We start from the raw sequence: 24941 nt of genomic DNA on the forward strand, positions 1-24941 counted from the left end.
CTCTCGGGTGCTGGGGTCGGGGCGTGTAGCTCAGCGGAAGAGCACTCGGTTTACACCCGAGCGGTCGCAGGTTCGATCCCTGTCGCGCCCACCAGCCAAAACGGCTCCTCCGATAGGCCTGAAGGCGCCGTTGATATCACCGGTTGACATCCGTTGGGCTCTGGAAGCAGGTCCTGCCCCGCTGTCACCCGCCGGCCTGCCTCGTCCAGCACGAGGATCGTCGATGCTTTGCTAATACCGTGGTGTGACCCGGTGACGCAGTCATACGATGCCGTCCGTGCAGACGCGTGCCGCCCTGGAGAACTTGAGGTCGCTCAAGGAGGAGGCGGAGCAGCAGAAGATCCAGCTCAAGCCGCCGACGAAGTTTGCATCCTGGCAGGGCCGCGTGCAGACGGTACTGACGCGTGCCTTGGGGGCGGATCACCACGCGACCAAGGCTTTCATGGACGTCAAGTACAGGGCCATGGTTATTTCTGGCGCGGCTCAAAGCTACTATGACAACGCCTTTCTTGGCGGCCTGGCGAAAGCCGTAGGTGTAATAGAAGCTGCCATCTTCGAGCTTGAGCTTGCGGGCACCAGTGATGACGCTGTGGATGAAACTGCCTTCGACCCTGATCTTTGGGCGCACGTTCAAAGCCACGTCCAAAATGAAGAATGGCAAAAGGTTGCAAGTCAGACTGCAATTTTTGTTGAGGATCGAGTTCGTCAGTGGTGCGGGAATCCTACGGCTCCTACCGGCGAAGCACTTATAGGCAAGAGGCTGTTCTCCACCATCTTTGCGGACAGCGGTCAGTATCGCCTCGGCAAGCAGCCGGGCGAATGGGAGGGCTGGCGAGCGCTAGGTATCGGGTTCGCTCAGGCGCTCAGCAACGTTGATCGGCACAACATTCAGAAGCGAACTGACGCAAAGCGCTATGCGTTCGGTGTACTGGGCCTAGGGAGCCTGGTCCTTACGCAGCTTCGCCATCAGCATAGCGACGACCTGGTTATGGGTGGCGAGTAACGGCGGGCAAACTCGATCAGTCGCAACGGCGCCTCCGTGAATTGGGAGGCGCCGTTGCCTTTGTCTGGTGGTATCAGTCGGGCTCTGAGAGCCGGTGCCGAAAGCACTCACGGCGTGAGTCAGCGGATCGTCCACCTGTTCGGCGGCACTCTTTGCCAGCGCAGCAGCCTGCCGGGCGAGATCAAGTTGGCCCCGACATCCATCAGCCACGCCTGCGTTCCCTGCACGTGCGCGAGGGCCAAGAGCCTGAGCACCACCGCGACGTCGTGACCAGCGCCAAGGGTGGTGTGCAGGTCCCTGATCAGGCTCGGCAACGCCTGCCCGACCTCGACGACCTTGCAGTCCTTCTGATCGTTCAGCAGATCCGTCACGCGAACTCGCAGGCCTTTCGACCGGCACGACGTTGCCCTCAGGCTCACCCATGGTCACTGCGAGCAGCGCGAGCCGGACACCGTTCAGGGAGCGGTCCTCGTCCGAGGTGCCCGGAGTTGCCAGCGCGGCACCCGTGATCTCGCTCGGAGCCACCTCCAACGCGTTCGCGAGCGCCGAAACGAGCGAGCGGCTATCAAGCGCCCGTTCGCCGTTCTCCAGCCGCGACAGGTAGGAGGCTGAGATGCCGGGCGCGTTGAGCGATGACCGTCAGCGACTTCTTTCGGGCATGGCGGATCAGCCGCAGTTGATGACCTGCCCCGTCCATTGGGTTCGTCACAGCAGCACCCCGGTCACTGGCATTGATTGCGGGATACGCCTGCTCACCAGGGTATCCGCGACGCTGACCTCACCAACCGGTCTGGTACGCGTGCACCAGATGAACGCTAGCCAAGCCAGCCTTGGAGACGAACTGAGCCAGCCGCTGTAGCGACTGGGACCGATTTCGCGACAGTTCTTGGTACCTGCGACTGTGGCGGGTAGGGCATTGGGCACTTGGAGGTGCTGTGAAACGCCGATGGTGGCGGGTCGCTCTGGCTGTAGTGGCGCCGGTTGCTGCGGCGTTGTCGGTGCGTTTCGGGCAGTTTGACTGGCTGGTAGCCGATGGCGGCACGGTGCGCAACGTTATGGAGGGCTTGAGCTGGCTTGCTGCCGTGGTGGCACTGCTGTGGGCTGTGGGCCCACCAGTCTGGCGGTGGATTGTGCCGGACTCACGGGTATCCCAAGGCACCGCCGCGATCGTGCACGACCAAGTGGCGACACTGGACCGAGCGAATCACCTGGTGGGACGGGCGTTGCACTTGGTGGATGGACATCTGCCTGAAGTAGGGCAAGTCGGGTTGCTGCAAGTGCGAGTCAAACCCGCCATCGATACTCACAGCGAGGACGGCTCGGACCTGCCCCCGTACGTGGGGCGTGATCTGGATGAGGACCTGGAATGGGCAATCGCGACCGGTGGCATGGTGTTGCTACATGGGCGGGCTGCCGTAGGGAAGTCGCGTGCCGGGATTGAGGCACTCCGGCGGCTCCGTCAGCACGATCCGCTGCTGATACCGCGCGACGGCCCAGCCTTACGGGAATTGGTTGCAGCAGGCGCGGTGCCGGACGGCGCTGTGGTGTGGCTGGATGACTTGGAGCTCTACCTCGCTGCGGACGGCCTGGACCTAGCGTTGCTGCAACAGCTGTGCCCGGCCGGCAGGCTGAGCAGGACCGTCGTGGTGGCGACGATGCGCGACGAAGAATTGGCCCGCCACACCATTGCCAGTACTGAATTTGACAGAGTGGACGCGAGGATCGATCGGGCAGCGATCGATTTGATCGCCCAGGTCCAAGGGCGTCGCCGAATTCCGGTGGCCGCCGCTCTCTCTGCCAGCGAACGAGAACGCGCACAGCAAGTGGGTGAGCGTGACGGTCGAGTGCGACGTGCGGTGCAGGCGCCGGAAGGGTTCGCGGAGTACTTGGCGGCAGGCACGGCGATGATGGGTCGATGGTCGATCGGCGACGGCCCGCTGTTTATGGTCGGCCAGGCATTGATCAGCGCCGCGGTGGACTGCCGCCGTGCGGGCTACCACAAACCCGTGTCTATCACGCTGCTAGGTGAGTTGCACCGTCACTACATGGCTCCGACCTGGCGTCATCGCGATGATCTGCCCACGATCGCAGAAGCGCTGCGATGGACCCACCAGCCTGTACTGGGAGCCAGTTCCTGCCTGCAACCTCGTTCTCAGAGCACAGCCCTCGCTTCTGATTACCTGCTGGACCGTTCACGGAGTGGCCAGTCCCCTCTGCCCGAGCGAGTCAATGATATTTTATGGCTCAGATTGCTTGATTCTTCCGCCGCCGTAGACGCTATATCCATTGGTAACGCCGCCTACCATGCGGATCTGGTCGATATCGCTCAAGCAGCCTGGGAAAAGGCGTCCACCGCCAACGTCCGCGCTTTGGTTAACCTCGGAATTCTGATGAAGGAGAAGGGGTGTGAAGACGAAGCTGAAAAGCTCTATCACGCTGCCGCCGACGCAGGCGACACCATCGCTATGGGTCTCGTCGGCATGTTGCTGATGGAGCGGGGTCGTGATGACGAAAGCCTGGACTATCTCCGTCGTGCCGTCGAGGCGGGTGAGACTAAGGCCACCGGCCTATTGGGTATGATGTTGGCCAAGCAGAGGCGTGACGACGAAGCTCTGGGCTACCTCCGCCGAGCTGCTGATGCAGGAGAAACCAACGTATTGGGCACTCTGGGTATCACGCTGGAGAGGCAAGGCCATTACGACGAGGCCGCGGAGTTCTACCGTCGTGCTGTCGATGCAGGTGATACCAAAGTTCTGAACTTTATGAGCAAGATGTTGGTCAGACAGGGGCGTGAGGACGAAGCCATTGAATACCTCCGCCGCGCTGTCGACGCAGGCGAAACCGAGAACGTAGGCGCTCTGGGGGGCCTGCTGGCCAAGCGGGGGCGTGAGGAGGAAGCCATGGACTACTTCCGCAGCGCTGCTGACGCAGGCGATGTCAACGCTATGGCCGCTCTGGGGGGTCTGCTGGCCAAGCGGGGGCGTGAGGAGGAAGCCATGGGCTACCTCCGCAGCGCTGCTGACGCAGGCCACATGAAGGCCGCACAGATCCTGGCCATGCTGCAAAGCCTCCTCCAAGAAGCTGGGGAGGCCCTAGTCCCGATCGACGATGTGGCAGCAGAGAAACCCGACGAGTCGCGTACTGACTGAACGCTTTGGACGCCTGGGGCGAACGTCGACCAACGCCTCGGTGCGAACGTGCTATAGCTGCAACTTCAGCCGACTGCTGACATCAATGTGTGACATCGACGGTGGTGGCCGGCTATGGACTGGCCCTGGTGTGAAGCGAACCTCCCCGAGACGTACGTCTCGGAAACCGCCACGTCAGCGCGGCGAACCCTGCGATTACCTCCGAGCGGTCGCAGGTTCGATCCCTGTCGCGCCCACGGCCGAAGGCCGGCCTTGCTCAGTGGCTTCGCCACTTTCGCGAATGTCGGCTGTGGATGATTTTGGGTGGCCGAGCCCCCAAGCCCCCCACGGTGCGGTTGGTCCCGACCCAGCGTGGTCGCGTTGGTTCGGCCTTGCTTCGCTTGGCCGGCTGGGCGTGCGGCTGGTCCGGCTCGCCATGCGTCGGTGTGCTCGTGCACCACACTGCGGCGTGGCCCGCTGTGATGGCCTCCGGGAATTGGGCTCATGGCTCACCTCCGGTGATCACGGTGAGTGGCTGGGGGAACACCGGTCACTATCTGGAACGGGACGCGGTCGTGCCGTATTTTGTACGGGTTGTCGGGGACGTTTGGGCCCGCCTCCTCCGAAGGACGACTACCTGTGAAGCGCAAGGGCAAGGTCGCGAAGCCCGTCCCGGCCACCGTCACGCAGGAGCAGATCAAGCTGCTCGCGCTGGTGGAGCAAGGGGGCGTGCACCGCGGGGCCACCAGCTGGTACCTGGAGCACCGGCCGGCCAAGCAGTGGGACGCGGAGGACCTGGAGATTCTCCAGCTGCGTCGCTGGATCACGTGGGAGCGGCCGGATCGGGCCATGGACCACGGGATGGCCGCGCCCGTCGACATCACGCCAGAAGGGCGGGCGGCGTTGCAGCACCACCTGCCCGGATGGGTGTTGGGGCGCAAGGCCATTGCCGCGCCGCCGCCTCGGTTGCCGGCGGTGGAGACGATCAGGGTGCTCGACGCGCTCCAGTGACCGGAACGGTCGGTGGACATCTCGGCCCGGCACGGTAGAACGGTGGCGACGCCAACTCTTCCGGGGGAGCGAAGCTCATGTCGAACCTGTTGACCGGTGGTGAATTGCGGGCGCGTGAGCACCATCGGATCGAGGACGACGCGCGGGCGGCAGGGCCGCTGCACGACGCCACGCGGCCCGACGGGGTGCGGGTGAAGGTCGTCACGGTTGGGCTGGAGCTCGCTCGCAAGCTTCTCGCCGACAGGCGGCTCTCCAAGGACAGCGACGCGTTGCAGAAGGAGATCAAGCGTCAGCTCGCGGAGCTCGGCAGCACGCAGAGCGAGCTTGCCGGGCTTTTCGGGCCGAGCATGCTCAACAGCGACAACCCGAAGCACGCGCGGTTGCGGGCGCTCGCGGTCAAGGCGTTCAACGCCGCGGCGGTGCAGCGGCTCGCGCCTCGCATCGAGGAGATCACCGCGGAGCTGATCGGCCGGTTGCCGGTCGGTGTGGAAGTCGACCTCGTCGAGGCGCTGGCCGTGCCGATGCCGTTGCACGTCATCGGTGAGGTGCTCGGTGTGCCGGAGAGGGATCGGGCGCGGGTTCGCGCGTTGATCCAGACGATGATGTCGATGGACCCCGAGGTGTCGCAGCCCGCGAGCGACGCGCTGGGTGGTTACTTCCACGCCCTGCTCACCGGTGCCGAACTCGACGAGGGCTCGTTGTTCGGGTCGTTGGTCGCGGCTGACGACGATGGTGACCGTCTTACCCACGACGAGCTCATGGCGATGGCGTTCCTTCTCGTCGTGGCGGGCCATGAGACCACGGCCGGTCTCATCACGAATGTCGTGCATGACGCGTTGGACAACGGCCTGTGGGAGAAGGCCGCCGCGGACCCCGGTCTGGTGCCGGTGCTGGTCGAGGAGACGCTGCGGCACAACTCGCCGGTGCGCAACTCCACGCACCGCATCACGACCGAGGCGCTCGAGATCGACGGGGTCGAGGTGCCGGAGAACACCCTGCTGCTGATCAACCTCGGCGCCGCCGGACGGTGTCCCGTTGCGCACGAGGACGCTGCGCGGTACCGCGTCGACCGGGCCACGTGACGTTCGGGCACGGGCCGCACTTCTGCCTCGGTGCCGGGCTTGCCCGGCTCGAGACCGAGATCGTCCTGCGTGAGCTCACCGCCCGGTTCCCGCGCACCACCTACTCCGGTGACGAGCAGCCCGTGGTGGTGTGGAACGACATCATGGCCAGCTCGAAAACCCTTCCCGTCGTGCTGAGGGCCTGACCTACGCTGGTGTGCGTGGAGATCATCCAAGGGGGACCGGAACACGTCGACGCGGCCGCGCTCATCTGGGCGCACGCCGTGACCGCGCGGGACGGCTACGACGAGGTTCCTACGCTCGAAGAGGCGCGGCCCGGCATCGAGAACGCGTTGGCGAACGAGCCGTCGCTGTTGTTGCTGGCGCTCGAAAACGGTGAGCCGGTTGGCTTTCTGGCGGGAGGTCCACAGGGGACAGGGACCGCGTTCATCAACTACGTCGGCGTGCATCCCGACGCGTGGGGCAGGCGGGTCGGTGAGGCGTTGCTGCGCGCGCTGCCCGATGCGCTGACAGAGCGCGGATACACGGGCGCGGAGCTGTTGGTCTTCGTCGACAACGTGCGTGGCGTGCGCCTCTACGAACGCCTCGGATGGATCAAGGTCGGCGACCCCGCGCCGCATCCGAGCACCGGCCGGGTGGAGCAGCGCTACTCGTTCTCCCTCGCGCAGGCGCAACTGGGGCGTGAGAGCGTTTAGCCGGGGATTAGGGGATCAACCCCAATGCGTCTGACCAGGGCTATCCCCGAGTCCATTTGAGACGTAACTTTTGGTTCATGTCAGTGCGCACCTTCGCCGTCGTGGTCGGTCTCGCGTTCCTGCTCGGTGGAGGTGCGATCCTGTTCGTCATGCTGGCCGTCGAGGCGCCCAGCGGCTCGCTGATCCCCTGCGGCAACGGTCTGGGCCTCGGTTTCGACGAGCCGGCGACTGCCGCTGCCGGTCAGGCCTATGTGGACATCTGCGCCGATTTGAGGCATCGCAGACTGCTCTGGGCGTTGCCGGTGATGGGCGTGGGCGCACTACTGCTGATCGGCTCTTTGGTCTCTTCACTCAACGCTACTCGCCGGTAAGGTCGCGGCATGACGTGGATGGTCTACGGCGCCAACGGCTACACCGGACGCCTCATCGCGGAGCTCGCGATCGAGCGCGGAGAACGGCCGATCCTCGCGGGGCGCTCGCGGGAGAAGGTCGAGCCGATCGCTCTCGAACTGGGCCTGGAGCACCGGGCGTTCGACCTGAGCCGGGCGAGTGATCACCTGAAGGACGTCGAGGCCGTCGTGCACTGCGCGGGCCCGTTCGCCCACACGTCCGCGGCGATGGTCGACGCCTGCCTGGATACCGGCACGCACTACCTCGACATCACCGGTGAGATCGACGTGTTCGAGTCCATTGGCCTGAGGGACGCCGACGCGCGTGAAGCCGGCATCGCGCTGCTCCCCGGTGCTGGGTTCGACGTCGTTCCCACGGACTGCGTCGCCGCGATCCTCAAGAACGCCCTGCCGACCGCCACCCACCTCGACCTCGCGTTCGTCGTCGGGGGAGGAGCGAGCGCGGGGACGGCCAGGACGTCGGTCGAGGCCGCCGCGGTCGGTGGGCGGATCAGGGAGAACGGGGAGCTGAAGGGCGTCCGCATCGGCCACCGTCGCCGCACCGCCCGCTTCCGCTCCGGCCCGCGCGAGGTCGGCAGCATCCCGTGGGGTGACGTCAGCACCGCCTACCGGTCGACCGGCATCCCGAACATCACGACGTTCACCGTCGTGCCGGGCGTGCTCGGGCAGCTGCAGCAGGTGTTCGCCCCGGTGTTGCAGACATCGCTCGTGCAGACGTTCGCGAAGAGCGTCGCCGGCAAGGTCAAGGGCCCCGACGAGCGCAAGCGCGCGAACACGAGGGCCGAGGTGTTCGGCGAGGCCTGGGACGACCAGACCAAGGTCGAGTGCGCGATCACCACGCCCAACGCGTACAGCCTCACCGCCGACTCCGTGCTCCGCGCCGTCGGCAAGATCGGCGGCGTCGCACCCGGCGTTCACACGCCGTCGAGCGCGTTCGGTGCCGACTTCGTCCGCGAGCTGGACGGCGTCGTGGCGGGCGAGGTGCGTTTCTCCTGACCGGGAGGGGTCCCGGCGCCCTGCCGCCACGCTGTGTGCATGGGCGACTTCGAACTGACAATCGACACTCTTCACAGGGTGGTCGCTGAGCACGGCAAGGTGCACGACGACCTGACCGCCGCCAACCTGAAGTGCCAGCCGCTCGCGGAGATCCGGCCTCCGATGCGGGACCCCGCGACCACCGGCTACGTCACCGCGGCCAGCCAGGCGGGCCGGCAGCACCTCGACGCCGTCACCAGGATCGAGCGGGAGCTGCAGGCACGGATCGACGCGCTGAAGGCGTCGGTCGACCAGTACGAGAAGACGGAGCGGGCCAACCAGCGACGGCTGGCGGTGCAGGACTGATGGCCGGGCTCAGCGGATACGACATCTGGCAGATGGCGTCGCAGGGCGAGAGCCCCGAGGTGCTCATCAAGGCAGCGGACGTGTCGCAGAGCGCGCGCACGCGGATCGAGAACCTCAGCGCGGAGCTCCGCCGGCTCACCGGCCAGCTCCAGTCGAACTGGCAGGGCAAGGCGTCGGACCGCGCCGCCGAGGCCGCGCAGCCGATCGACCAGGCGCTCCAGCGGGCGCAGGAGGCCCTGGACCAGGCCGACGTCTCGTTGCGGGCGCAGGCGGACAGGTACGCCGCGTTCAAGAAGCAGGTCATGCCGATGGCGACGCCCCAGCCGCCGGAGCTGACCCTCTTCGACCAGCTCACGCCGTGGGACACCGACAGCGAGCTCGCCCGCAAGGCGTGGTTCGCGGCCGACGCGAACAACCGCCGTGTCTACGCGGAGTACGCCGCGGCCACCGGGCAGAACCAGGCGACCCTGCCGCAGATGGCTCAGGCATCCGGTGGCGTGCTCGCGACGGCCACCGCGGTCCAGGCCACGGCAGGACCGGGCGTGCAGGGCGCGACGTCCACTCCTCCCCAGGTCGGCGACGCGGGTGCGACGTCGCCCTCGTCAGCCGGATCTTCCAGTGGTGACAAGGCATCCGCGCCGCCGTCGACGAACGGTGGTGGCGGCGGCAAGACGTCCGCGAGCAACGCCGGTGGGGGCGACGGCGGCGGTGGCGGTCTTGCCGGACGGGTGCCCACCGGCCAGGCGCCGGCCGTTCCGAAGCAACCCGGTGACCGGACGACGGTCGCCGACCTGCCCAGTGGCGTGCCGGCCGTGCCGCTGGCCACGCGGCCACCGTCGGCCAGGGACACGGCGCACACGTCGGGCGTTCCGAAGGGCGACCACCTGGCGGGCGCCGCCGGAATGCTGCCGGGCGGGATGGGCATCGGCGATCCGACCGGAACGAGGGGGCAGCGGACGTCCCAGTCTCCAGGTGACCGCTCTGCCGTTCTCGGCAAGACGCTCACCAACGCTCCCGTGACGGCCGGTGCGCGCGGGGCGGTGGGCAAAGTCGGTGCGACCGGTGTGGGTGGCTTCGCGCCGCACGCCGCACATGCGCGTGAGGAGGAAGACCGGGAGCACAAGCGGACCGTGTACCTGGAGGAGGACGCGGACGCGATCATCGGCAGCTTGCCCGGCAGCGTGGCACCCGTGATCGGGGAGGACTGATGTTGCGCGCACCGGTGGTCCTGTCGGACACGGCGTTCGACGTGCTGTGGCACCACGACGACCTCGGCGAGCACCACACCGTGCTGCACGTGTCGCCGAGCGAGGCCAACGCACTGGAAGTCGAGCACGCACTGCACCGCGAGGGTGTGCGGATCGACGACACGCTGGATGCCTTGCGGGTACTGGCATTCGCCGACTTCGAGTGCTTCGGGTGGATCGGGTTCACCCGCGAGGACACGCTGCCCGTCGTGGCGGCCACCGCCGGACGGCACGGCGTCTTCGCGTTGCGGGACAACGGTTACGTGCGGATCGAGGCGGTGCGGGGCAACCCGGCGGACACGCTTCTGGCGCACCTTCCCGAGATGCCGCCAGGAAGGGGCGCGTCGATCAACGCGCGCGCCGGCGAGGCACAGCACTCACGAGCGCTGGACGAGCTGATGCAGCGCCCGCGAACGTGCGTCGCGAAGCTCTACGCGGCCAGGCGGGACCGGCACGGGCGGCGCCGGCGGTCGGAGTCGTTCCTCACCACCATCGACTGCCCGGACGGCCGCTGGCTCGTCACCCGGTACACCGACGGCCGCGGTGAGCGCTGGGTGCACGCCACCCCCGCCACCCACCACATCGTCAGCGAATGGCTGCACCGCCTCGCGGCCTGATCGAACGTCAACTCTGCAAAGGAGATCTCATGGCAATGCGCAAGGGCCTCGCGGCCGCGACCGCGGTGGCATTGCTGCCGGTGGCCGCGATGGCGGCGGACGCGGCGGAGAGAGCCGCGGCGACCCTGCCCGTCACCGCGGTGGTGGCCAGCGGCGACGACGGCAACGTGCCCGCGAACACCCTGGACGGCAACCTGGGGACCCGCTGGTCGGCGAAGGGCGACGGCGCGTGGATCAGCTTCGATCTCGGCGCGGCCCAGCCGGTGTCCGCGGTGAGCATCGCGTGGCACCAGGGCGATCAGCGCACGGCGACGTTCGACCTGCTGACGTCCGCCGACGGCAGCACGTGGGCACCGGCGGCGGAGGGACTGACCAGCCGCAGGACGCTCGCCCAGGAGGTGTACGACATCCCCGACGCCGAAGCGCGGTACGTGCGGATCGTCGGCCACGGCAACTCGTCGGGCAACGGGTGGAACTCGATCACCGAGGTCGACGTGCTCGGGCCTGGCGGCGGTGATCCCGCTCCGTGCGAACGGCCGGCGCAGGTGCTCGACCTGCGGAACTGGAAGATCACGCTGCCGGTCGACGACCCGGACAAGGACGGCACGCAGCCGCGCGAGATCACCCAGCCGAAGCTGGACGGCTTCGCGCAGGACCCGTGGTTCGTCACCGACTCCGGCTGCAAGGGCGTGCGGTTCCGCGCGCCCGTCAACGGAGTCACCACTCAGAACAGCAAGAATCCGCGATCCGAACTGCGGGAGATGACCGACGACGGCACGAAGCTCGCGAGCTGGTCCTCGACCTCCGGCAAGCACACCATGGTCGTCGAGCAGGCCGTCACGGCATTGCCGAAGGAAAGGCCCTACGTGGTCGTCGGGCAGATCCACGACTCGAGTGACGACGTCACCGTGTTCCGCCTCGAAGGCACCAAGCTCTATCTCACGAATGGGGACAACAGTCGGTACAAACTGATTGACGACGACTACCGGCTCGGGACCCGGTTCCAGGCGAAGTTCGAGGTCAGCGACGGCAAGGTCAGGGCGTATTACAACGACCAGCTGGTCGGCACCATCGCGACGTCGTTCTCCGGCGGCTACTTCAAGGCCGGTGCCTACACGCAGGCCAACTGCGGGAACTCCGCGCCGTGCGACGCGAGCAATTTCGGGCAGGTCACGATCTACAAGCTCACGGTCACCCATCGCTGACAGGCGCTTTTCCACGTGCGCGCGCATTTGTGAGAAACGCTTCGATTCGCACCCTATGGTGGTGACGGAGCGGAATCACTAAGCTGCGGTGCGTGCGTACGGGGGATTTGGTCGACGGGCGCTATCGGCTCGAAGACGCGAAGGGATCCGGCTCCGGGGGAATCGTCTGGACCGCGTTCGACACGAAGCTCAAGCGGACGGTCGCGCTCAAACGCCCGCACGGCGCGGTGAGCGCGGCCGACCGCGAGCAGTTCCGGCGCGAGGCCGAGATCGCGGCACAGGTGCACCACCCGAACCTGATCGCGGTCTTCGACGCCGTGGACGGCTGGCTCGTGATGGAGCACCTGGAGTCGAGAAGCCTGGATCTGATCCTGGCCGACGGCCCGCTGCCGGCGGACCGGGTCGCGCGGATCGGCGTGCAGACCGCGGCGGCGCTGGCCGCCGTCCACGCGCGCGGCATCGTCCACCGCGACGTCAAGCCGGGCAACGTTCTCGTCGCCGCCGACGACCTCACCAAGCTGACGGACTTCGGCATCTCCGTCTGGCGCGAGGTCACCGGGTTCGACGACGCGCGGGTCAGCGGCACGCCCGCGTACACCGCGCCGGAGGTGGCGGCCGGGCATCCCGCCGGCCGCGAGTCGGACGTGTTCTCGCTCGGCGCGACGCTCTACGCGGCGCTGGAGGGGACACCGCCGTTCGGCACGGACGAGCCGGCCGTGGTGCTCGAACGGGCCCGCGCCGGTGAGATTCCCCCGATGCGGCACGAGGGTCCGCTCGCGGACCTGCTCGCCGAGATGCTGCAGCGCAAGCCGGGCCGGCGTCCGTCGGCGGAGAAGGTGCGGCAACGGCTGCGCGAGATCGTCGGCGACTGGGAACCGTCCGCCGCGCCGCCCGCCGGACCGCCGTGGTGGCGGCGCAGGACTTTCCAGGCCGCCGGTGCCGGCGTGGTCGTGGTGGCGCTGACGGCGGCGGTGGTCGCGTTGGCACAACCCGGATCGAGCCGCGCCGACCTGGTCGGGGACGAGCGCACGGCCGAACCGTGCGCGCTGCTTCAGGCGAGCGACTTCACGGAGTTCGGCCCGCCGGAGCTGAAACCCAAGTGGGGCAACTTCAACCGCTGCGACGTGCTGATCGACGTGGGGCGGGAGGAGAAGCTCCGGGTCGAGCTGCAGCTCGCCACCATGGCGTCCCAGCTGCGCAACGCGACGTGGCGCACGATCGCCGCCCCGCCGTTCGAGGTCCTCGACGTCCCGTCGGGCGACGAGCCGGAGTGCAACCGGCTGGTGATCATCGACGACAGGTACGGGGTGCGGTTGACCGCGGGACTGGAAGACTCCCCGAAAGACCTGTGCAAGATCGCCGACGTCGCGGTGGAGCGGGTGCGGCAGGTGCTGCGCGCGGGTCCGATTCCCCGTCGCACCGAAGAATTCCCGCCCGGATCGGCCGCGCGCATCGACACGTGCGGTCTGCTGCCCGCCGACGCGCTGCCGAGCTTCACCGCCGGCGTGAACGTGTTCGGTGGCTGGTCCTGCAAGTGGTACACGGCGACCACCCAGACCGGTGTGCACGTGCGTTATGACCAGCACGAGGCCAGGTGGCCGATCAAGGGAACGCTGAAGCCCGTGGGCGGCCATGAGGCCTACCTCCAGGAGTCCGACGACGAGTGCACGTACCGGGTGCCCTACCACCCGTCGAACCAGCCGAAGGTCGCTCTCGTCGACGTGTTGATGCTGACCGTGTCGGACGGGCCGAAGGACCAGCGGTGCGCCATGGCCGAACGGCTGACCAAGATCGCGGCCGACAACATGAACCGCTGACCGGGAGGGGTCCCGCGCGGCAACGTCCACACTCCTGGGATGTACGCGACTTTCGAGGAGCCGGCCATGAAACACGACAGTCTGGCGCGCGGGGTGGCCGGTGCGGCTCCCGGCGCGGTCGTCGCACTCACCGTCAGCGGCAAGGTGAGCGCCGCACCCGTGGGCGGTGCGTCGATCCGGTTCGGCCGCAACCGTCCCGCGGTCGACGTCTGCGTCGGTGAGACCGATCTGCGGGTGAGCCGCCTGCACGGGGTGCTGACCCACGACAGCGGCCGGTGGTGGGTGAGCAACACCGGTCAGCTGCCCATCCGGCTGCCGGGAACGCGGTTGCTGTTCAAGGACGAGGACCCGCTCCCGCTGTCGGACGGGTACACGCCGCTGTTCGTCCGCGGTGTGCGCGAACACCTGCTGGAGGTGTACGTCGCCGGTGAGGACGGCGGCCAGCCCGCGACGCTGCACAGCGCGGCGACCCAGCAGCCGAAGCGGTGGCGGCTCACCGAGGACGAACGGCTCCTGCTCGTCCTTTTGGGACAGCGGTACCTGCTGCACGAGGCGAACCCTCAGCCCGTGCAACGAAGTGAGGTCGCGGCCGCCATGGCGGAGCTGCGGGCAGGCCAGGACTGGAACGTCAAACGGGTGGACCGCGTGATCGCCGACGTGCGGGCGCGGTTGTCCAAGGCAGGGGTGACGGGCCTGCGGCGCGAGGAGGTCGGCGAGCCCGTCGGCAACTCGCTCAACGACAACCTGCTCAAGGAGCTGGTGCTGTCGACCACGCTGGTGCCGCCGGATCTCGCACTGCTGGACGAGCTGTACTGAGGAAGCAGGCCACCCGGCCTGCTTCCTCGGCGGGGCTCAGCGCGGGGCGAGCAGGCTCGTGATCTCCTGCGACGCGGAGACGGTGAGCAGGTGCTGGAGGTTCTCCGGGAGCTCCTCGCCGCGCTTCTGCTTCGCCTGCGCGTAGAGGCGGCCGGCGCGGTAGGAGGAGCGGACCAGCGGGCCCGCCATCACACCGAGGAAGCCGATCTTCTCGGCCATCTCCTTGTGCTCGACGAACTCCTCCGGCTTCACCCAGCGCTCGACCGGGTGGTGCCGCGGCGACGGGCGCAGGTACTGGGTGATGGTGATGATGTCGCAGCCCGCGTCGTAGAGGTCGGCCAGCGCCTCGGTGACCTCCTCGGGGGTCTCGCCCATGCCGAGGATCAGGTTCGACTTGGTGACCAGGCCGAACTCGCGGGCCTTGGTGATCACCTCGAGGGAGCGCTCGTAGCGGAACGCGGGGCGGATGCGCTTGAAGATCCGCGGGACGGTCTCCAGGTTGTGCGCGAGGACCTCGGGACGCGACTCGAAGACCTCGTTCAGCTGCTCGGGGATCGCGTTGAAGTCCGGGATGAGCAGCTCGACGCCGGTGCCGGGGTTCAGCTCGTGGATCTGGCGGACGGTCTCCGCGTACAGCCACGCGCCGCCGTCCTCGAGGTCGTCACGAGCGACACCCGTGACCGTGGAGTAGCGCAGGCCCATCGCCTGGACACTCTCGGCGACGCGGCGGGGTTCGTCGCGGTCGAGGTCGGCGGGCTTGCCCGTGTCGATCTGGCAGAAGTCGCAGCGCCTGGTGCACTGCTCGCCGCCGATCAGGAACGTGGCCTCGCGGTCTTCCCAGCACTCGTAGATGTTGGGACAGCCGGCCTCTTCGCAGACCGTGTGCAGGCCCTCGCGCTTGACCAGACCCTTGAGCTCCCGGTACTCGGGGCCCATCTTCGCCCGCGTCTTGATCCACGAGGGCTTCTTCTCGATCGGCGTCTGGCTGTTGCGGACCTCGAGCCGCAGCAGCTTCCGACCCTCCGGTACCACAGTCACGACCTCACCCTACGCTGCGACCTGGCGTGTCCGGCGTCACGTGCCGTCTGGTCAGGGCAGATCTGGCGTGATGCCCGTCAGTTTCACGGTGAGGTCCCACAGCCGGCTCGCGGCGAGGTCGTCGCGGGCGGCAGAGGTCATCCCCGCCTTGGTGGGGTGGCCGCGCAGACCCCGGAAGCCGTCCGGGCCGTAGTACTCGCCGCCGCGCGCCTCGGGAGACGTCGCCGCGTAGAGCTGCGGCAGTGCGCCCATCTCCACGGACTGGGAGAACAGGTGGCTGATCCTGCCGCCGATCCGCATGATCGACGACTTGTGCGCGTCGGCCATGTTGTTGGTCAGTTCGGTGGCCGTCATGCCGGGATGGGCCGCAATGGACGTCACGTCCGATGCGCGACGTTCCAGCTCGCGTGCGAACAGGATGTTGGCCAGTTTGGACTGGCTGTAGGCACCGCTGGAGCTGTACGAGCGGCGCTCCCAGTTCGGGTCGTCGAAGTTCATGCGGCCGTATTGGTGCATGAGCGACGACACGGTCACCACGCGCGCGCCTGGACGTTGCCTCAGCGCGGGCAGCAGCAGCCACGTCAGGGCCGCGTGGCCCAGGTGGTTGGTGCCGAACTGGCGCTCGAAACCGTCGACCGTCTTGCCGTACGGGACGGCCATGATGCCCGCGTTGTTGATGAGGACGTCGAGCGTGGCGACCTGCTCGGCGGCGGAGCGAACGGAGCCGAGGTCGGCGAGGTCGAGTTCGAGAACCTCGGCGGAGCCCTGCACCGTTCGCCGTGCCGCTTCACCTCGTTGGACGGAGCGACAGCCCATGATCACGTGGGCCCCCTTGGCCGCGAGCACCTGGGCGGTGCGCAGGCCGAGACCGGAGTTCGCGCCGGTCACCAGGACGGTGCGGCCGGTCTGGTCGGGGATGTCGGCTTCGCTCCAACGACTCATGGAGTCATTCCTACCGTCCGGTAACTGCTGAGCGAAAGGTGTGCATCGAGCACGGCGCGCAACACCGGCTCGTCCGCGGCCAGTTCGGCGGTGACGAGGTGCTCGTCGACCGGCCCGTCCAGCGCGGCGGCCTCCATGCGCGCGGTCAGCTTGTTCTGCCAGCGGTGATCGAGCGCCAGCAGCAGTTCGTTCAGTGAGGAGAAGACGTCCGGATCCACGATCAGCGGTGCGGACGGGTCGCGCCGGGCGTCGCGCAGCACGGCGTCGAGTGCGTCACGGCGGCGGTAGTGGTCTGCCCAGCCCATGTCTCGTACCCCCGGTCTCTCGCATACTCCTGGTATGACACGACCATACCACCGGTACGTACCGTCGGTATGTGAGATACGTTGCGGCCGTGCGAACACGACGGGCGGAGTACTCGGAGTCGACCAGGCAGGCGCTCGTGGACAGCGCCGTCGACCTGTTCACCAAGCGCGGGTACGCCGGGACCTCGCTCGACGAGGTCGTCAAACGCGCCCGCGTGACCAAAGGCGCGCTCTACCACCACTTCAGCGGCAAGCAGGCGTTGTTCGAGGCGGCGTTCGCGCAGGTCGAGACGCGGGCGATCGAGTCGCTCACCGCGGTGGTCACGGCGGACGGTGACGCGTGGGACACCGCGGTCGCCGGCCTGCGGGCGTACGTCCGCAAGTGCCTGGACCCCGAGTACCAGCGGATCATCATCCACGAGGCGCCGGTCGTGATGGGCTGGGAACGCTGGCGTGAGGCGGAGGAGCACTTCAGCTTCGGTCTGCTCCGCACGGCCGTTCAGCTGCTCGTCGACGCGGGGGAGATCGAGGAAGCGCCCGTGGAGATCATGGCCAGGTTGCTGTTCGGCGCGTTGTCCGCGGGTGCCAGCACGATCGCGAGCTCGTCCGACCCGAAGCGCACCGGGCGCGAGGTGGAACGCGCGATCCTGCGCGTGCTGGAGGGTTTGCGCACGAAGTAGCCCGGCCGGTCTTTTGTGGCCGAATCGTGCACGTGGTTTCCGGTTCGGCCATTCGCGTGCCGTGATCGACCGATGACACAAGGTAATGTGCCGTTTTCCATTTCTGAAGACTTTGGCTCATTCGGAGTAATGCTCGGTGGTGTTGGCGCCGATCCTTGTCCTGTCTGGTGACCGAGTGTAAAACTCGAAATGGTGACCTGAGGGGGGAGGCAGGTGGACGGATGATCAAAGTGTTACTCGCCGAGGACGTGCAAATGGTCCGCGGTGCTTTGGTCGCGTTGTTGAACCTTGAACCGGATATCGACGTCGTCGCCTCCGTGGCGAAGGGCGATGAAATTCTTCCCGCGGTGGTGGCGAACAAGCCGGACGTGGCGGTGCTCGACATCGACCTGCCCGGCATGGACGGGCTGTCCGCCGCCACCGCGATCCACGACACCGCCCCGGCGACGCGCACGTTGATCCTCACGAGCCTCGGCAGGCCGGGCACCCTGCGCCGGGCGCTCAACGCCAGGGTCAACGGCTTCATCCTCAAGGACGCCCCGATCGGCGAGCTCGCGGCCGCGATCCGCGGTGTGTCCGTCGGGCGACGAGTGATCGACTCCCAGCTCGCGCTGTCGGCGTGGGACACCGACGACTGCGTGCTGACGCCGCGCGAGCTCGAGGTGCTGCGGCTCGCGTCCGACGGGGCCGACGCGACGGAGATCGCGACCACCCTGTTCCTGTCCGTCGGCACCGTGCGCAACTACCTGACCGCCGCGACGGCCAAGCTCGACGCCCGCAACCGCGTCGACGCGGTCCGCATCGCCCGCAAGTCCGGCTGGTTCTGACCGCCTTCGAGCAGCCCTCCAGGGGTGGGGCGGACCCTCGACGCCGAGGTGATCAGAATGCTCGAACCAGCGCCCACCCGGCTCGGCCTCGACGGCAAGATCGCGATCGTCGCCGGCGGCACCCGAGGTCTCGGGCTGGCCGTCGCGACCAAGCTGTGCGACAACGGCGTCCACGTCGTCCTGCCGTGCCCTGCCGAGGATCCTGACGCCGAGCGCGCGCAGATCGTCCTGAGCGGGCGGCCGGGACCGGTGACGTTCCTCGCCGCCGACGCCGCGGACGAGGCCGGCATCCGCGCGGTGCTCACCGAAGTCACCCAGACCTGGGAACGGCTGGACCTGTACGTCCACCTGGTCACCTCGCCGGACCTCTGGCCGCTGGTGGGCGCGGCCGACGGGCTCGCCAAGGCGTTCGACGGCGGCGGGCGCGTGGTGGTCGCCGGGTACACCGTGACGCCGGTCGGGGACGCGGTGCGGGAGCTGGCGCTGGGCCTGGCGCAGCACCGGGTCGCGGTCAACGCCGTCGTCACGCCGGTGGTCGACCACGGGCCGATGAACACCGATCCCGAACTGATGGCACGCCTCGCCATCCGCTGCCCGTCCGGCCGCCTCACGGTGCCCGGCGACGTCGCGGACGCGGTGGCGTTGCTGTGCACGGACGAGGCGGCGTGGATCCAGGGCGAGGTGATCACCGTCGACGGCGGACTCGGGCTGCGACGCGCGGGCTAGACCGGTCCCTGGCCGGAAACGGCCGCAATCGTCACGGCCGCCGATCACGCTCCGATGCCGGTGACTGTTCCATTTGCAGCATCCCCCGCTGACGGAAAGTCATCGCGCGATCACGGATTCGTGATCGCGTTAGGGCATTCGGCCCAACTGCTTGTCGGACCCGGTGACCGAGTGTAGAAACCCTTTTAGGACAAGCGTCTGACGGCTTGGGGGAAGCTCGATGATTAGCGTGTTGCTCGCCGAGGACGTGCAAATGGTCAGGGGTGCGCTCGAAACCCTCTTGAACCTGGAGCCGGATATAGAAGTCGTTGCGTCCGTCGCAACCGGTGGCGAAATCGTGCCGGCGGTTAACAAGAATAGGCCGGATGTGGCGGTGCTCGACATCGACCTGCCCGGCATGGACGGGCTTTCCGCCGCCATGATGATTCACGAGAGCTCCCCGGCCACGCGCACGCTGATCCTCACCAGCCTCGGCAGACCGGGCACCCTGCGCAGGGCGCTGAACGCACGGGTGAACGGCTTCATCCTCAAGGACTCACCGGTGAACGAGCTCGCCGACGCGATTCGCGGGGTCGCCGTCGGTCGCCGGGTGATCGACACCCAGCTGGCGCTCGCCGCGTGGGACGGTGACGAGTGCCCGCTCACCCCGCGCGAGCTGGAGGTGCTGCGGCACGCCGCGGACGGCGCCAGCGCCACCGAGATCGCCGAGGTGTTGTTCCTGTCCGTGGGCACCGTGCGCAACTACCTCACGACGGCGTCGGCCAAGCTGGACGCCCGCAACCGCATCGACGCGGTGCGCATCGCCCGCACCTCCGGCTGGCTCTGAGGCGCCACCGCTCAGTCGCGCACCAGGGGGATCGTGCTGCGCAGGTGGAAACGGCCGTCGTCGGTGCGCCGGGCGACGAGTTCGCCGCTCACCTGGTCCACCCGCTCCGCGAGGTTCTGCAGGCCGCTGCTGGTCGGGTCGGCCTCGTCCTCGCGCACGCCGTCGTTGATGATGTCCAGCACGACGACGTTCGTGGTCTGCCGGACGTTGATGTGGCACTCCTCGGCCTTGCTGTGCCGCAACACGTTCGTCACGCCTTCGCGCAGCACGGTGGCGAGCACGGTCTCCACCTCGTCCGGCAGCGAGTCGTGCTCGACGGACGCCCGCACGTCCACGCCGGCCGCCGCGAGCAGCGCCTGGGCCGAGGTGGACGCCTCCTCGAACGACATCGGCCGGTACCCGTGCGCGACGGCGCGCACGTCGGCCAGCGCGTGGCCCGCGACGTCGACGATCTCCTCCAGCTGGCCCCGTGCCTGGTCGGGGTCGTCGAGCAGCAGCCGGTGGCTCAGCTCGCTCTTCAGCTTGATCGCCGAGAGGCTGTAGCCGAGCAGGTCGTGCAGGTCGCGGGAGACGCGGGCGCGTTCCGCCCGGTGCGCGTTCCTGACGTTCTGCACCAGCTCCGCGAACCACGGCAGGCCGTACAACAGCAGTGCCACCGTCGTCGTCGCGACCGCGGACAGCGCCATCTGCGCCGGCGAGGGCTGCATGAGTGCGCCGAACACGACCGTCGCCGCGACGATCCCCAGCCCCGCCGCCTTGGGCCACACGACCAGCGCGCTGGCCGCGACGAAGCCGGTCGTGCCGGCGGGCGGGTGGCCGAACGCCAGCACCGGCCCGATCACCAGAGCGGCCTGCACCGCCAGCAGGACGTGCCCCAGCGGTGGGCGCACCGTGACGAACGGGCGGCTGAAGTACGCGAGCTGAAGCGCCGTCACGGCGCCAACGGCCGCGATCTCGAACGTCGACCGGAGCGGATCGAGGTCCCGCGTGAAGACGAGGGCCGCGTCGACCAGTGCGAGGCCGCACACGATCAGCACGGTTGTCCGCGTGACATGCGATGCCGTCGGCGTAGTGACAGCGGCCATGCCACCTGAACGACCCACGGATGCCTCACCCCCACAGGTGCCCGTTGTCGATGAACGTGATCCTACGGCGGAACAACGGCCGTCGTAGCGGTGAACACGGAGCGCGTTCACATGATCACTGCGTGAATTTCTCACGTGGTCGCACAGGACCACGCCACTGAGGACTCGTGCCGTGCTCCGTGGCGTGCACAAGCGCTGCTCGGGTGCACTTGAAGTGCAGATCCCGTACTGGTCGACAGGGGGAAGGACCGATGGAGATCAAGGTTTTGGGACCGCTGGAAGCCCGTGAGAACGGCGTGTCCATCACGCCGACCGCGAGCAAGCCGCGGCAGCTGCTCGCACTGCTCGCGCTGCAGGCCGGTCACGTCGTCACCGTGCCCACGCTCATCGAAGAGCTGTGGGGGATGGCCCCGCCGCGCAGTGCGCTCACGACGTTGCAGACCTACGTGCTCCAGGTGCGCCGCAAGATCAACGCGGCGATGCCGGGAGAGGACGTCGCGGCGGCGAAGGACGTGCTGGTCACCCGCTACGGCGGCTACCTGCTCAACGTGGCGCCGGAGAACGTCGACGTCCGCAGCTACGAGCGGCTCGCCACGGCGGGCCAGCGCGCGATGGAGACCGGTGACCTCGAGTCCGCGTCCCGGCTGCTCGGCCAGGCGCTCGAGGTGTGGCGCGGACCGGTGCTGGTCGACGTCCAGGTCGGCACGAAGCTCGCCATGGAGGTCACCCGGCTGCAGGAGAGCCGGCTCGGCGTGCTGGAGTCGCGCATCGACGCCGATCTCCGGCTGGGCAGGCACCAGTCGATGATCAGCGAGCTGTCGATGCTCACGGCGCAGCACCCGATGCACGAGAACCTCTGCGCGCAGTACATGCTCTCCCTGTACCGCTCCGGCAGGCAGTGGCGGGCGCTGGAGGCCTTCCAGGCGCTGCGCGACACGTTGATCGAGGAGCTGGGCCTCGAACCGTCGATGCGGCTGCGGCAGTTGCAGCGCGCGATCCTCAGCTCGGATCCGGCGCTGGACACGTCGATGTCCGTGAAGTCGCTGGAACGTCAGCTCGCCGGTTAGCCCGCCGACGTCATGAACGGTGCGCTGGCATTGATCAAGGCACTCGAGGCCGTCGGGTGCGAGACGGTGTTCGGCATTCCCGGCGGGGCGATCCTGCCCGCCTACGACCCGTTGTTCGACTCGGCGAAGATCCGGCACGTGCTGACGAGGCACGAACAGGGCGCCGGGCACGCGGCCTCCGGCTACGCGCAGGCGACCGGCAGGGTCGGCGTGTGCATGGCGACGTCGGGGCCGGGCGCGACGAACCTGGTGACGCCGCTCGCCGACGCCTACCTGGACTCGTTGCCGGTGGTGGCGATCACCGGCCAGGTGGCCAGACCGGTGATCGGGACGGATGCCTTCCAGGAGGCGGACATCCGCAGCATCACGCTGCCGATCACCAAGCACAGCTACCAGGTGACCGATCCGGACGACATCCCGCACGTGATCGCCGAGGCGTTCACCCTCGCCGCGTCCGGCAGACCAGGTCCGGTGCTGGTCGACCTGCCCAAGGACGTCCTCGCCGCACCCGCCGCGTGGACGGAGCCCGAGCCGCCCGTCGTCGTGCGGCCACGGCTCGATCCCGCTGGGGTGCGCCAGGCGGCGGACCTGCTGGCCCGCGCCGAGCGGCCGGTGTTCTACGTCGGCGGCGGAGTGGTGCGTGCCGGTGCCGCGGCTCTTCTGCTGGAGCTCGCGGAACGCACCGGCGTGCCCGTCGTGACGACGCTGATGGCGCGCGGGGCCTTCCCCGACTCGCACCCGCAGCACCTCGGCATGCCGGGCATGCACGGCACGGTCGCGGCCGTGGCGGCGATGCAGAAGGCGGACCTGCTGGTGGCACTGGGAGCGCGGTTCGACGACCGGGTGACCGGGTCGCTCGCGCGGTTCGCACCGGAGGCGCTCGTCGTGCACGCGGACATCGACCCCGCGGAGATCTCCAAGAACCGCAGGGCCGACGTGCCGCTGGTCGGCGACTGCCGTGACGTGTTGCGCGCGTTGAACGCTTCTGTCACCACGGGTGGCGACCTCGGCGCGTGGTGGGCGTACCTGGACGGGCTGCGGACGACGTTCCCGCTCGGTTACGACTGGCCGGAGGACGGCTCGCTCGCACCGCAGTACGTGATCTCCCGGATCGGCGAGCTCGTCGGGCCGGAGGCGATCTACACCTCCGGGGTCGGCCAGCACCAGATGTGGGCGGCGCAGTTCGTGCGCTACGAGCGGCCGGGGTCGTTCATCAACTCCGGCGGGCTCGGCACGATGGGCTTCGCCGTGCCCGCCGCGATGGGTGCCGTGTGCGGCGCGCCGGACCGGCAGGTGTGGGCGATCGACGGCGACGGCTGCTTCCAGATGACCAACCAGGAGCTGGCGACGTGCGCGCTGGAGGGCCTGCCGATCAAGGTCGCGGTGATCAACAACGGCAACCTCGGCATGGTCAGGCAGTGGCAGAACCTGTTCTACGGCAGCAGGTACTCGCAGACCTCGCTCGGCTCGACACCGGACTTCGCGCTGCTGGCGGAGGCGATGGGCTGCGTCGGCCTGCGGTGCTCGTCGCGGCCGGGGGTGGACGACGTGGTGCGCGAGGCGATGGCCGTGCGCGACCGGCCGGTGGTGATCGACTTCGTCGTCGGCGCGGACGCCCAGGTGTGGCCGATGGTCGCCGCGGGCACGGGCAACGACGAGATCATGACCGCACGTGGTCTGCGGCCGCTGTGCGACTCCGACACGGGGGAGGACCTCTGATGCACCGGCTGTCCCTGTTGCTGCGCAACAAGCCCGGCGCGCTGGCGCGGGTCGTGGTGTTGTTCTCCACGCGCGACGTCGCCGTGGAGTCGTTGAGCCTCAACCCCGCCGACGCTGACGGTCTGTCCAGATTGGACGTCCAGGTGCGGCTGCGCGAGGGCCGCTCGGTGGACCAGCTGGTCCACCAGCTGCGCCGCGTAGTCGACCTCTGCGAGGTCTCCGCGGCTTGAGAGCGATGAAGGGCTCCTTCATCCACCTGACGTGGATGAAGGAGCCCTTCATCGTTCTCAGACGTGCTGGGCGACGACCTTCGCGAACTTCTCCAGGGTCTCGCCGGGGCTGGGGCCGTCGAGGGCCGCGTGGATGAACGAGGCGATCTCGCCGTGCCGGTGCAGCTGGGCGTGCGTGAGCCGGACCTCGGTGTCGTCGCCCTTCGGCGTGAAGTCGACCTCGATGAAGCTCGCCTTCTCGTCGTCGAAGATCGGCCGCCAGTTCGGGCCGACCCGCCAGGTCATCACCAGGCGCCTGCCCGGTTCCCACTCGGTGATGACACCCCAGGCGATCTCCTCGCCGTCCGCGCCGCGCTCGAAGTACCTGCCGCCGACCCTGCCCTCGAAGGTGATCGACTCGCGCTGCGCGACGAACACGTGCGAGGAGGGCCACCACTCGAGCGGCCGTTCGGTGAAGATCTTGAAGGCCTGTTCCGGTGAGGCCTGCACCGTGACCGACTTGCTGACGTCGGGCACCTGCTCGGACATGAGACCTCCTTGTACGTCAACGGTTTCGTGAGCCAGCTTCGCCCGCGCGGGTGGACGTGGAATGGAACGGAACTTGAGCGGGTTTCCAGCCGGTTCGCGCATCGTGGTGGCAGACGAATCGGGAGGAGCTGTCGTGGCTGGAGTCAGCGTGCAGGTGCACGTCGAGGTACTGAACTTCTACGCGCGCCAGATGCGGCTGCTGGACGCGCTGGACGTCGAGGGGTACGCGGGGACGTTCACCGAGGACGGCGTGACCGATCACGCCCACCGCGGTGAGCGGGTCGAGGGCAGGGCCGCGCTGATCGCGGGCGCCAAGCTCGCGCTGCCGAGGTACGCGGGTGCCGCCGTGCGGCACTGGAACGACCACTACCTGATCGAAGAGGTGGACGAGAACACCCTCGCGGTGTCGTACTGCTCGCTCGTCACGCGAACCGACGCCGACGGCAACGTGACGTTCGAGCCGACGTTCGCGATCGAGGACGTGCTGGTGCGCCTCGACGGTGAGCTCTACACCAGGTCCCGCACGATCCACCGGGACCGGCCGGCCGCGGCCGCGTGACGGCACACGGGAAGAGGGCGTGACCACCGCGGTCACG

At 68.2% G+C, this 24941-nt stretch carries 27 protein-coding genes, 1 tRNA gene and 1 pseudogene; 23 read left to right on the forward strand and 6 right to left on the reverse strand.

The annotated features are described in order from the left end of the window. The first annotated feature begins 19 nt into the window (after window positions 1-19). Both IEZ09_RS36780 and IEZ09_RS36785 read left to right on the forward strand, forming a co-directional pair. Window positions 20-94 (forward strand) — tRNA-Val (locus tag IEZ09_RS36780). A 183-nt stretch (window positions 95-277) separates the two neighbouring features. Continuing rightward, the gene (locus IEZ09_RS36785) at window positions 278-1003 is read left to right on the forward strand and encodes a TIGR02391 family protein (protein ID WP_229813289.1); all 726 of its coding nucleotides are present in this window, start codon (window positions 278-280) and stop codon (window positions 1001-1003) included. Window positions 1004-1122: 119 nt separating this feature from the next. Here the strand turns inward: IEZ09_RS36785 and IEZ09_RS46970 are convergent, their stop codons facing one another. Beyond that, window positions 1123-1374, reverse strand: a complete 252-nt coding sequence (locus IEZ09_RS46970) for a hypothetical protein (protein WP_229813290.1) — start codon at window positions 1372-1374, stop codon at window positions 1123-1125. Between the two features lie 242 nt (window positions 1375-1616). On the opposite strand from IEZ09_RS46970, the gene IEZ09_RS36795 reads away from it, so the two are divergent. From IEZ09_RS36795 to IEZ09_RS36860, 13 genes and pseudogenes are all read left to right on the forward strand, one after another. Continuing rightward, window positions 1617-1862 (forward strand): hypothetical protein, encoded by a 246-nt coding sequence (locus IEZ09_RS36795; RefSeq protein WP_189258447.1) that lies wholly within the window; start codon window positions 1617-1619, stop codon window positions 1860-1862. 76 nt (window positions 1863-1938) lie between these two features. After that, the gene (locus tag IEZ09_RS36800) at window positions 1939-4152 is read left to right on the forward strand and encodes a tetratricopeptide repeat protein (RefSeq protein ID WP_189258448.1); all 2214 of its coding nucleotides are present in this window, start codon (window positions 1939-1941) and stop codon (window positions 4150-4152) included. Window positions 4153-4770: 618 nt separating this feature from the next. Beyond that, the gene (locus IEZ09_RS36805; RefSeq protein WP_189258449.1) at window positions 4771-5142 is read left to right on the forward strand and encodes a hypothetical protein; all 372 of its coding nucleotides are present in this window, start codon (window positions 4771-4773) and stop codon (window positions 5140-5142) included. Window positions 5143-5906: 764 nt separating this feature from the next. Beyond that, window positions 5907-6409, forward strand: a pseudogene (locus IEZ09_RS46975) (cytochrome P450). A 15-nt stretch (window positions 6410-6424) separates the two neighbouring features. Beyond that, on the forward strand, window positions 6425-6919 hold the full coding sequence (locus IEZ09_RS36820; RefSeq protein ID WP_189258452.1) for a GNAT family N-acetyltransferase: 495 nt from the start codon (window positions 6425-6427) through the stop codon (window positions 6917-6919). A gap of 77 nt (window positions 6920-6996) precedes the next feature. Further along, complete coding sequence (locus IEZ09_RS36825) at window positions 6997-7290, forward strand: hypothetical protein (RefSeq protein ID WP_189258453.1); 294 nt, start codon at window positions 6997-6999, stop codon at window positions 7288-7290. A 9-nt stretch (window positions 7291-7299) separates the two neighbouring features. Continuing rightward, window positions 7300-8325, forward strand: coding sequence for a saccharopine dehydrogenase family protein (locus IEZ09_RS36830; protein ID WP_189258454.1), 1026 nt, complete (start codon window positions 7300-7302; stop codon window positions 8323-8325). A 78-nt stretch (window positions 8326-8403) separates the two neighbouring features. Further along, window positions 8404-8670, forward strand: a complete 267-nt coding sequence (locus IEZ09_RS36835; protein ID WP_189258455.1) for a hypothetical protein — start codon at window positions 8404-8406, stop codon at window positions 8668-8670. Then, window positions 8670-9878, forward strand: coding sequence for a WXG100 family type VII secretion target (locus IEZ09_RS36840; protein WP_189258456.1), 1209 nt, complete (start codon window positions 8670-8672; stop codon window positions 9876-9878). Before IEZ09_RS36835 ends, IEZ09_RS36840 begins: the two co-directional genes overlap by 1 nt. Then, window positions 9878-10534, forward strand: coding sequence for an ESX secretion-associated protein EspG (locus tag IEZ09_RS36845; RefSeq protein ID WP_189258457.1), 657 nt, complete (start codon window positions 9878-9880; stop codon window positions 10532-10534). Before IEZ09_RS36840 ends, IEZ09_RS36845 begins: the two co-directional genes overlap by 1 nt. A gap of 29 nt (window positions 10535-10563) precedes the next feature. After that, window positions 10564-11739: a polysaccharide lyase family 7 protein gene (locus IEZ09_RS36850; protein WP_229813291.1), complete on the forward strand. Its 1176-nt coding sequence runs from the start codon at window positions 10564-10566 to the stop codon at window positions 11737-11739. Between the two features lie 92 nt (window positions 11740-11831). Then, on the forward strand, window positions 11832-13556 hold the full coding sequence (locus IEZ09_RS36855; protein WP_189258458.1) for a serine/threonine-protein kinase: 1725 nt from the start codon (window positions 11832-11834) through the stop codon (window positions 13554-13556). 66 nt (window positions 13557-13622) lie between these two features. Then, the gene (locus IEZ09_RS36860) at window positions 13623-14372 is read left to right on the forward strand and encodes an FHA domain-containing protein (protein WP_189258459.1); all 750 of its coding nucleotides are present in this window, start codon (window positions 13623-13625) and stop codon (window positions 14370-14372) included. Between the two features lie 36 nt (window positions 14373-14408). Here the strand turns inward: IEZ09_RS36860 and lipA are convergent, their stop codons facing one another. The 3 genes from lipA to IEZ09_RS36875 are packed head-to-tail and all read right to left on the reverse strand — an operon-like array spanning window position 14409 to window position 16657. Next, the gene (gene lipA / locus IEZ09_RS36865; protein ID WP_189258460.1) at window positions 14409-15410 is read right to left on the reverse strand and encodes a lipoyl synthase; all 1002 of its coding nucleotides are present in this window, start codon (window positions 15408-15410) and stop codon (window positions 14409-14411) included. A 51-nt stretch (window positions 15411-15461) separates the two neighbouring features. Continuing rightward, a complete protein-coding gene (locus IEZ09_RS36870; RefSeq protein WP_189258461.1) occupies window positions 15462-16352 on the reverse strand; it encodes an oxidoreductase in 891 nt (296 codons plus the stop codon). Next, complete coding sequence (locus IEZ09_RS36875) at window positions 16349-16657, reverse strand: hypothetical protein (RefSeq protein WP_189258462.1); 309 nt, start codon at window positions 16655-16657, stop codon at window positions 16349-16351. The genes IEZ09_RS36870 and IEZ09_RS36875 overlap by 4 nt, the downstream gene beginning before the upstream one ends. 89 nt (window positions 16658-16746) lie before the next feature. On the opposite strand from IEZ09_RS36875, the gene IEZ09_RS36880 reads away from it, so the two are divergent. From IEZ09_RS36880 to IEZ09_RS36895, 4 genes are all read left to right on the forward strand, one after another. Further along, window positions 16747-17337, forward strand: coding sequence for a TetR/AcrR family transcriptional regulator (locus IEZ09_RS36880; RefSeq protein ID WP_189258463.1), 591 nt, complete (start codon window positions 16747-16749; stop codon window positions 17335-17337). 221 nt (window positions 17338-17558) lie between these two features. Beyond that, entirely contained in the window at window positions 17559-18164 is a 606-nt protein-coding gene (locus IEZ09_RS36885) for a response regulator transcription factor (protein ID WP_189258464.1), read from the forward strand. Window positions 18165-18221: 57 nt separating this feature from the next. Beyond that, on the forward strand, window positions 18222-18890 hold the full coding sequence (locus IEZ09_RS36890; protein ID WP_189258465.1) for an SDR family NAD(P)-dependent oxidoreductase: 669 nt from the start codon (window positions 18222-18224) through the stop codon (window positions 18888-18890). Between the two features lie 220 nt (window positions 18891-19110). Next, window positions 19111-19716, forward strand: a complete 606-nt coding sequence (locus IEZ09_RS36895) for a response regulator transcription factor (RefSeq protein WP_189258466.1) — start codon at window positions 19111-19113, stop codon at window positions 19714-19716. Window positions 19717-19727: 11 nt separating this feature from the next. Here the strand turns inward: IEZ09_RS36895 and IEZ09_RS36900 are convergent, their stop codons facing one another. After that, entirely contained in the window at window positions 19728-20801 is a 1074-nt protein-coding gene (locus IEZ09_RS36900; RefSeq protein WP_189258467.1) for a sensor histidine kinase, read from the reverse strand. A gap of 251 nt (window positions 20802-21052) precedes the next feature. Here IEZ09_RS36900 and IEZ09_RS36905 point away from each other — a divergent pair, with 251 nt between their 5' ends. The 3 genes from IEZ09_RS36905 to IEZ09_RS36915 are packed head-to-tail and all read left to right on the forward strand — an operon-like array spanning window position 21053 to window position 23817. Then, a complete protein-coding gene (locus IEZ09_RS36905) occupies window positions 21053-21868 on the forward strand; it encodes an AfsR/SARP family transcriptional regulator (RefSeq protein WP_189258468.1) in 816 nt (271 codons plus the stop codon). A 12-nt stretch (window positions 21869-21880) separates the two neighbouring features. Further along, window positions 21881-23587, forward strand: coding sequence for an acetolactate synthase large subunit (locus tag IEZ09_RS36910; RefSeq protein ID WP_189258469.1), 1707 nt, complete (start codon window positions 21881-21883; stop codon window positions 23585-23587). Continuing rightward, a complete protein-coding gene (locus tag IEZ09_RS36915; protein WP_189258470.1) occupies window positions 23587-23817 on the forward strand; it encodes an ACT domain-containing protein in 231 nt (76 codons plus the stop codon). Before IEZ09_RS36910 ends, IEZ09_RS36915 begins: the two co-directional genes overlap by 1 nt. Before the next feature lie 57 nt (window positions 23818-23874). Here the strand turns inward: IEZ09_RS36915 and IEZ09_RS36920 are convergent, their stop codons facing one another. Beyond that, entirely contained in the window at window positions 23875-24345 is a 471-nt protein-coding gene (locus tag IEZ09_RS36920; protein ID WP_189258471.1) for an SRPBCC domain-containing protein, read from the reverse strand. Window positions 24346-24478: 133 nt separating this feature from the next. Between IEZ09_RS36920 and IEZ09_RS36925 the strand changes: the two genes are divergently transcribed. Continuing rightward, window positions 24479-24904 (forward strand): nuclear transport factor 2 family protein, encoded by a 426-nt coding sequence (locus IEZ09_RS36925; RefSeq protein ID WP_229813292.1) that lies wholly within the window; start codon window positions 24479-24481, stop codon window positions 24902-24904. Window positions 24905-24941: the final 37 nt, after the last annotated feature.

The sequence above is a fragment of the Lentzea flava genome (assembly GCF_014648475.1).
In the GTDB taxonomy this organism is placed as follows: Bacteria; Actinomycetota; Actinomycetes; order Mycobacteriales; family Pseudonocardiaceae; genus Lentzea; species Lentzea flava.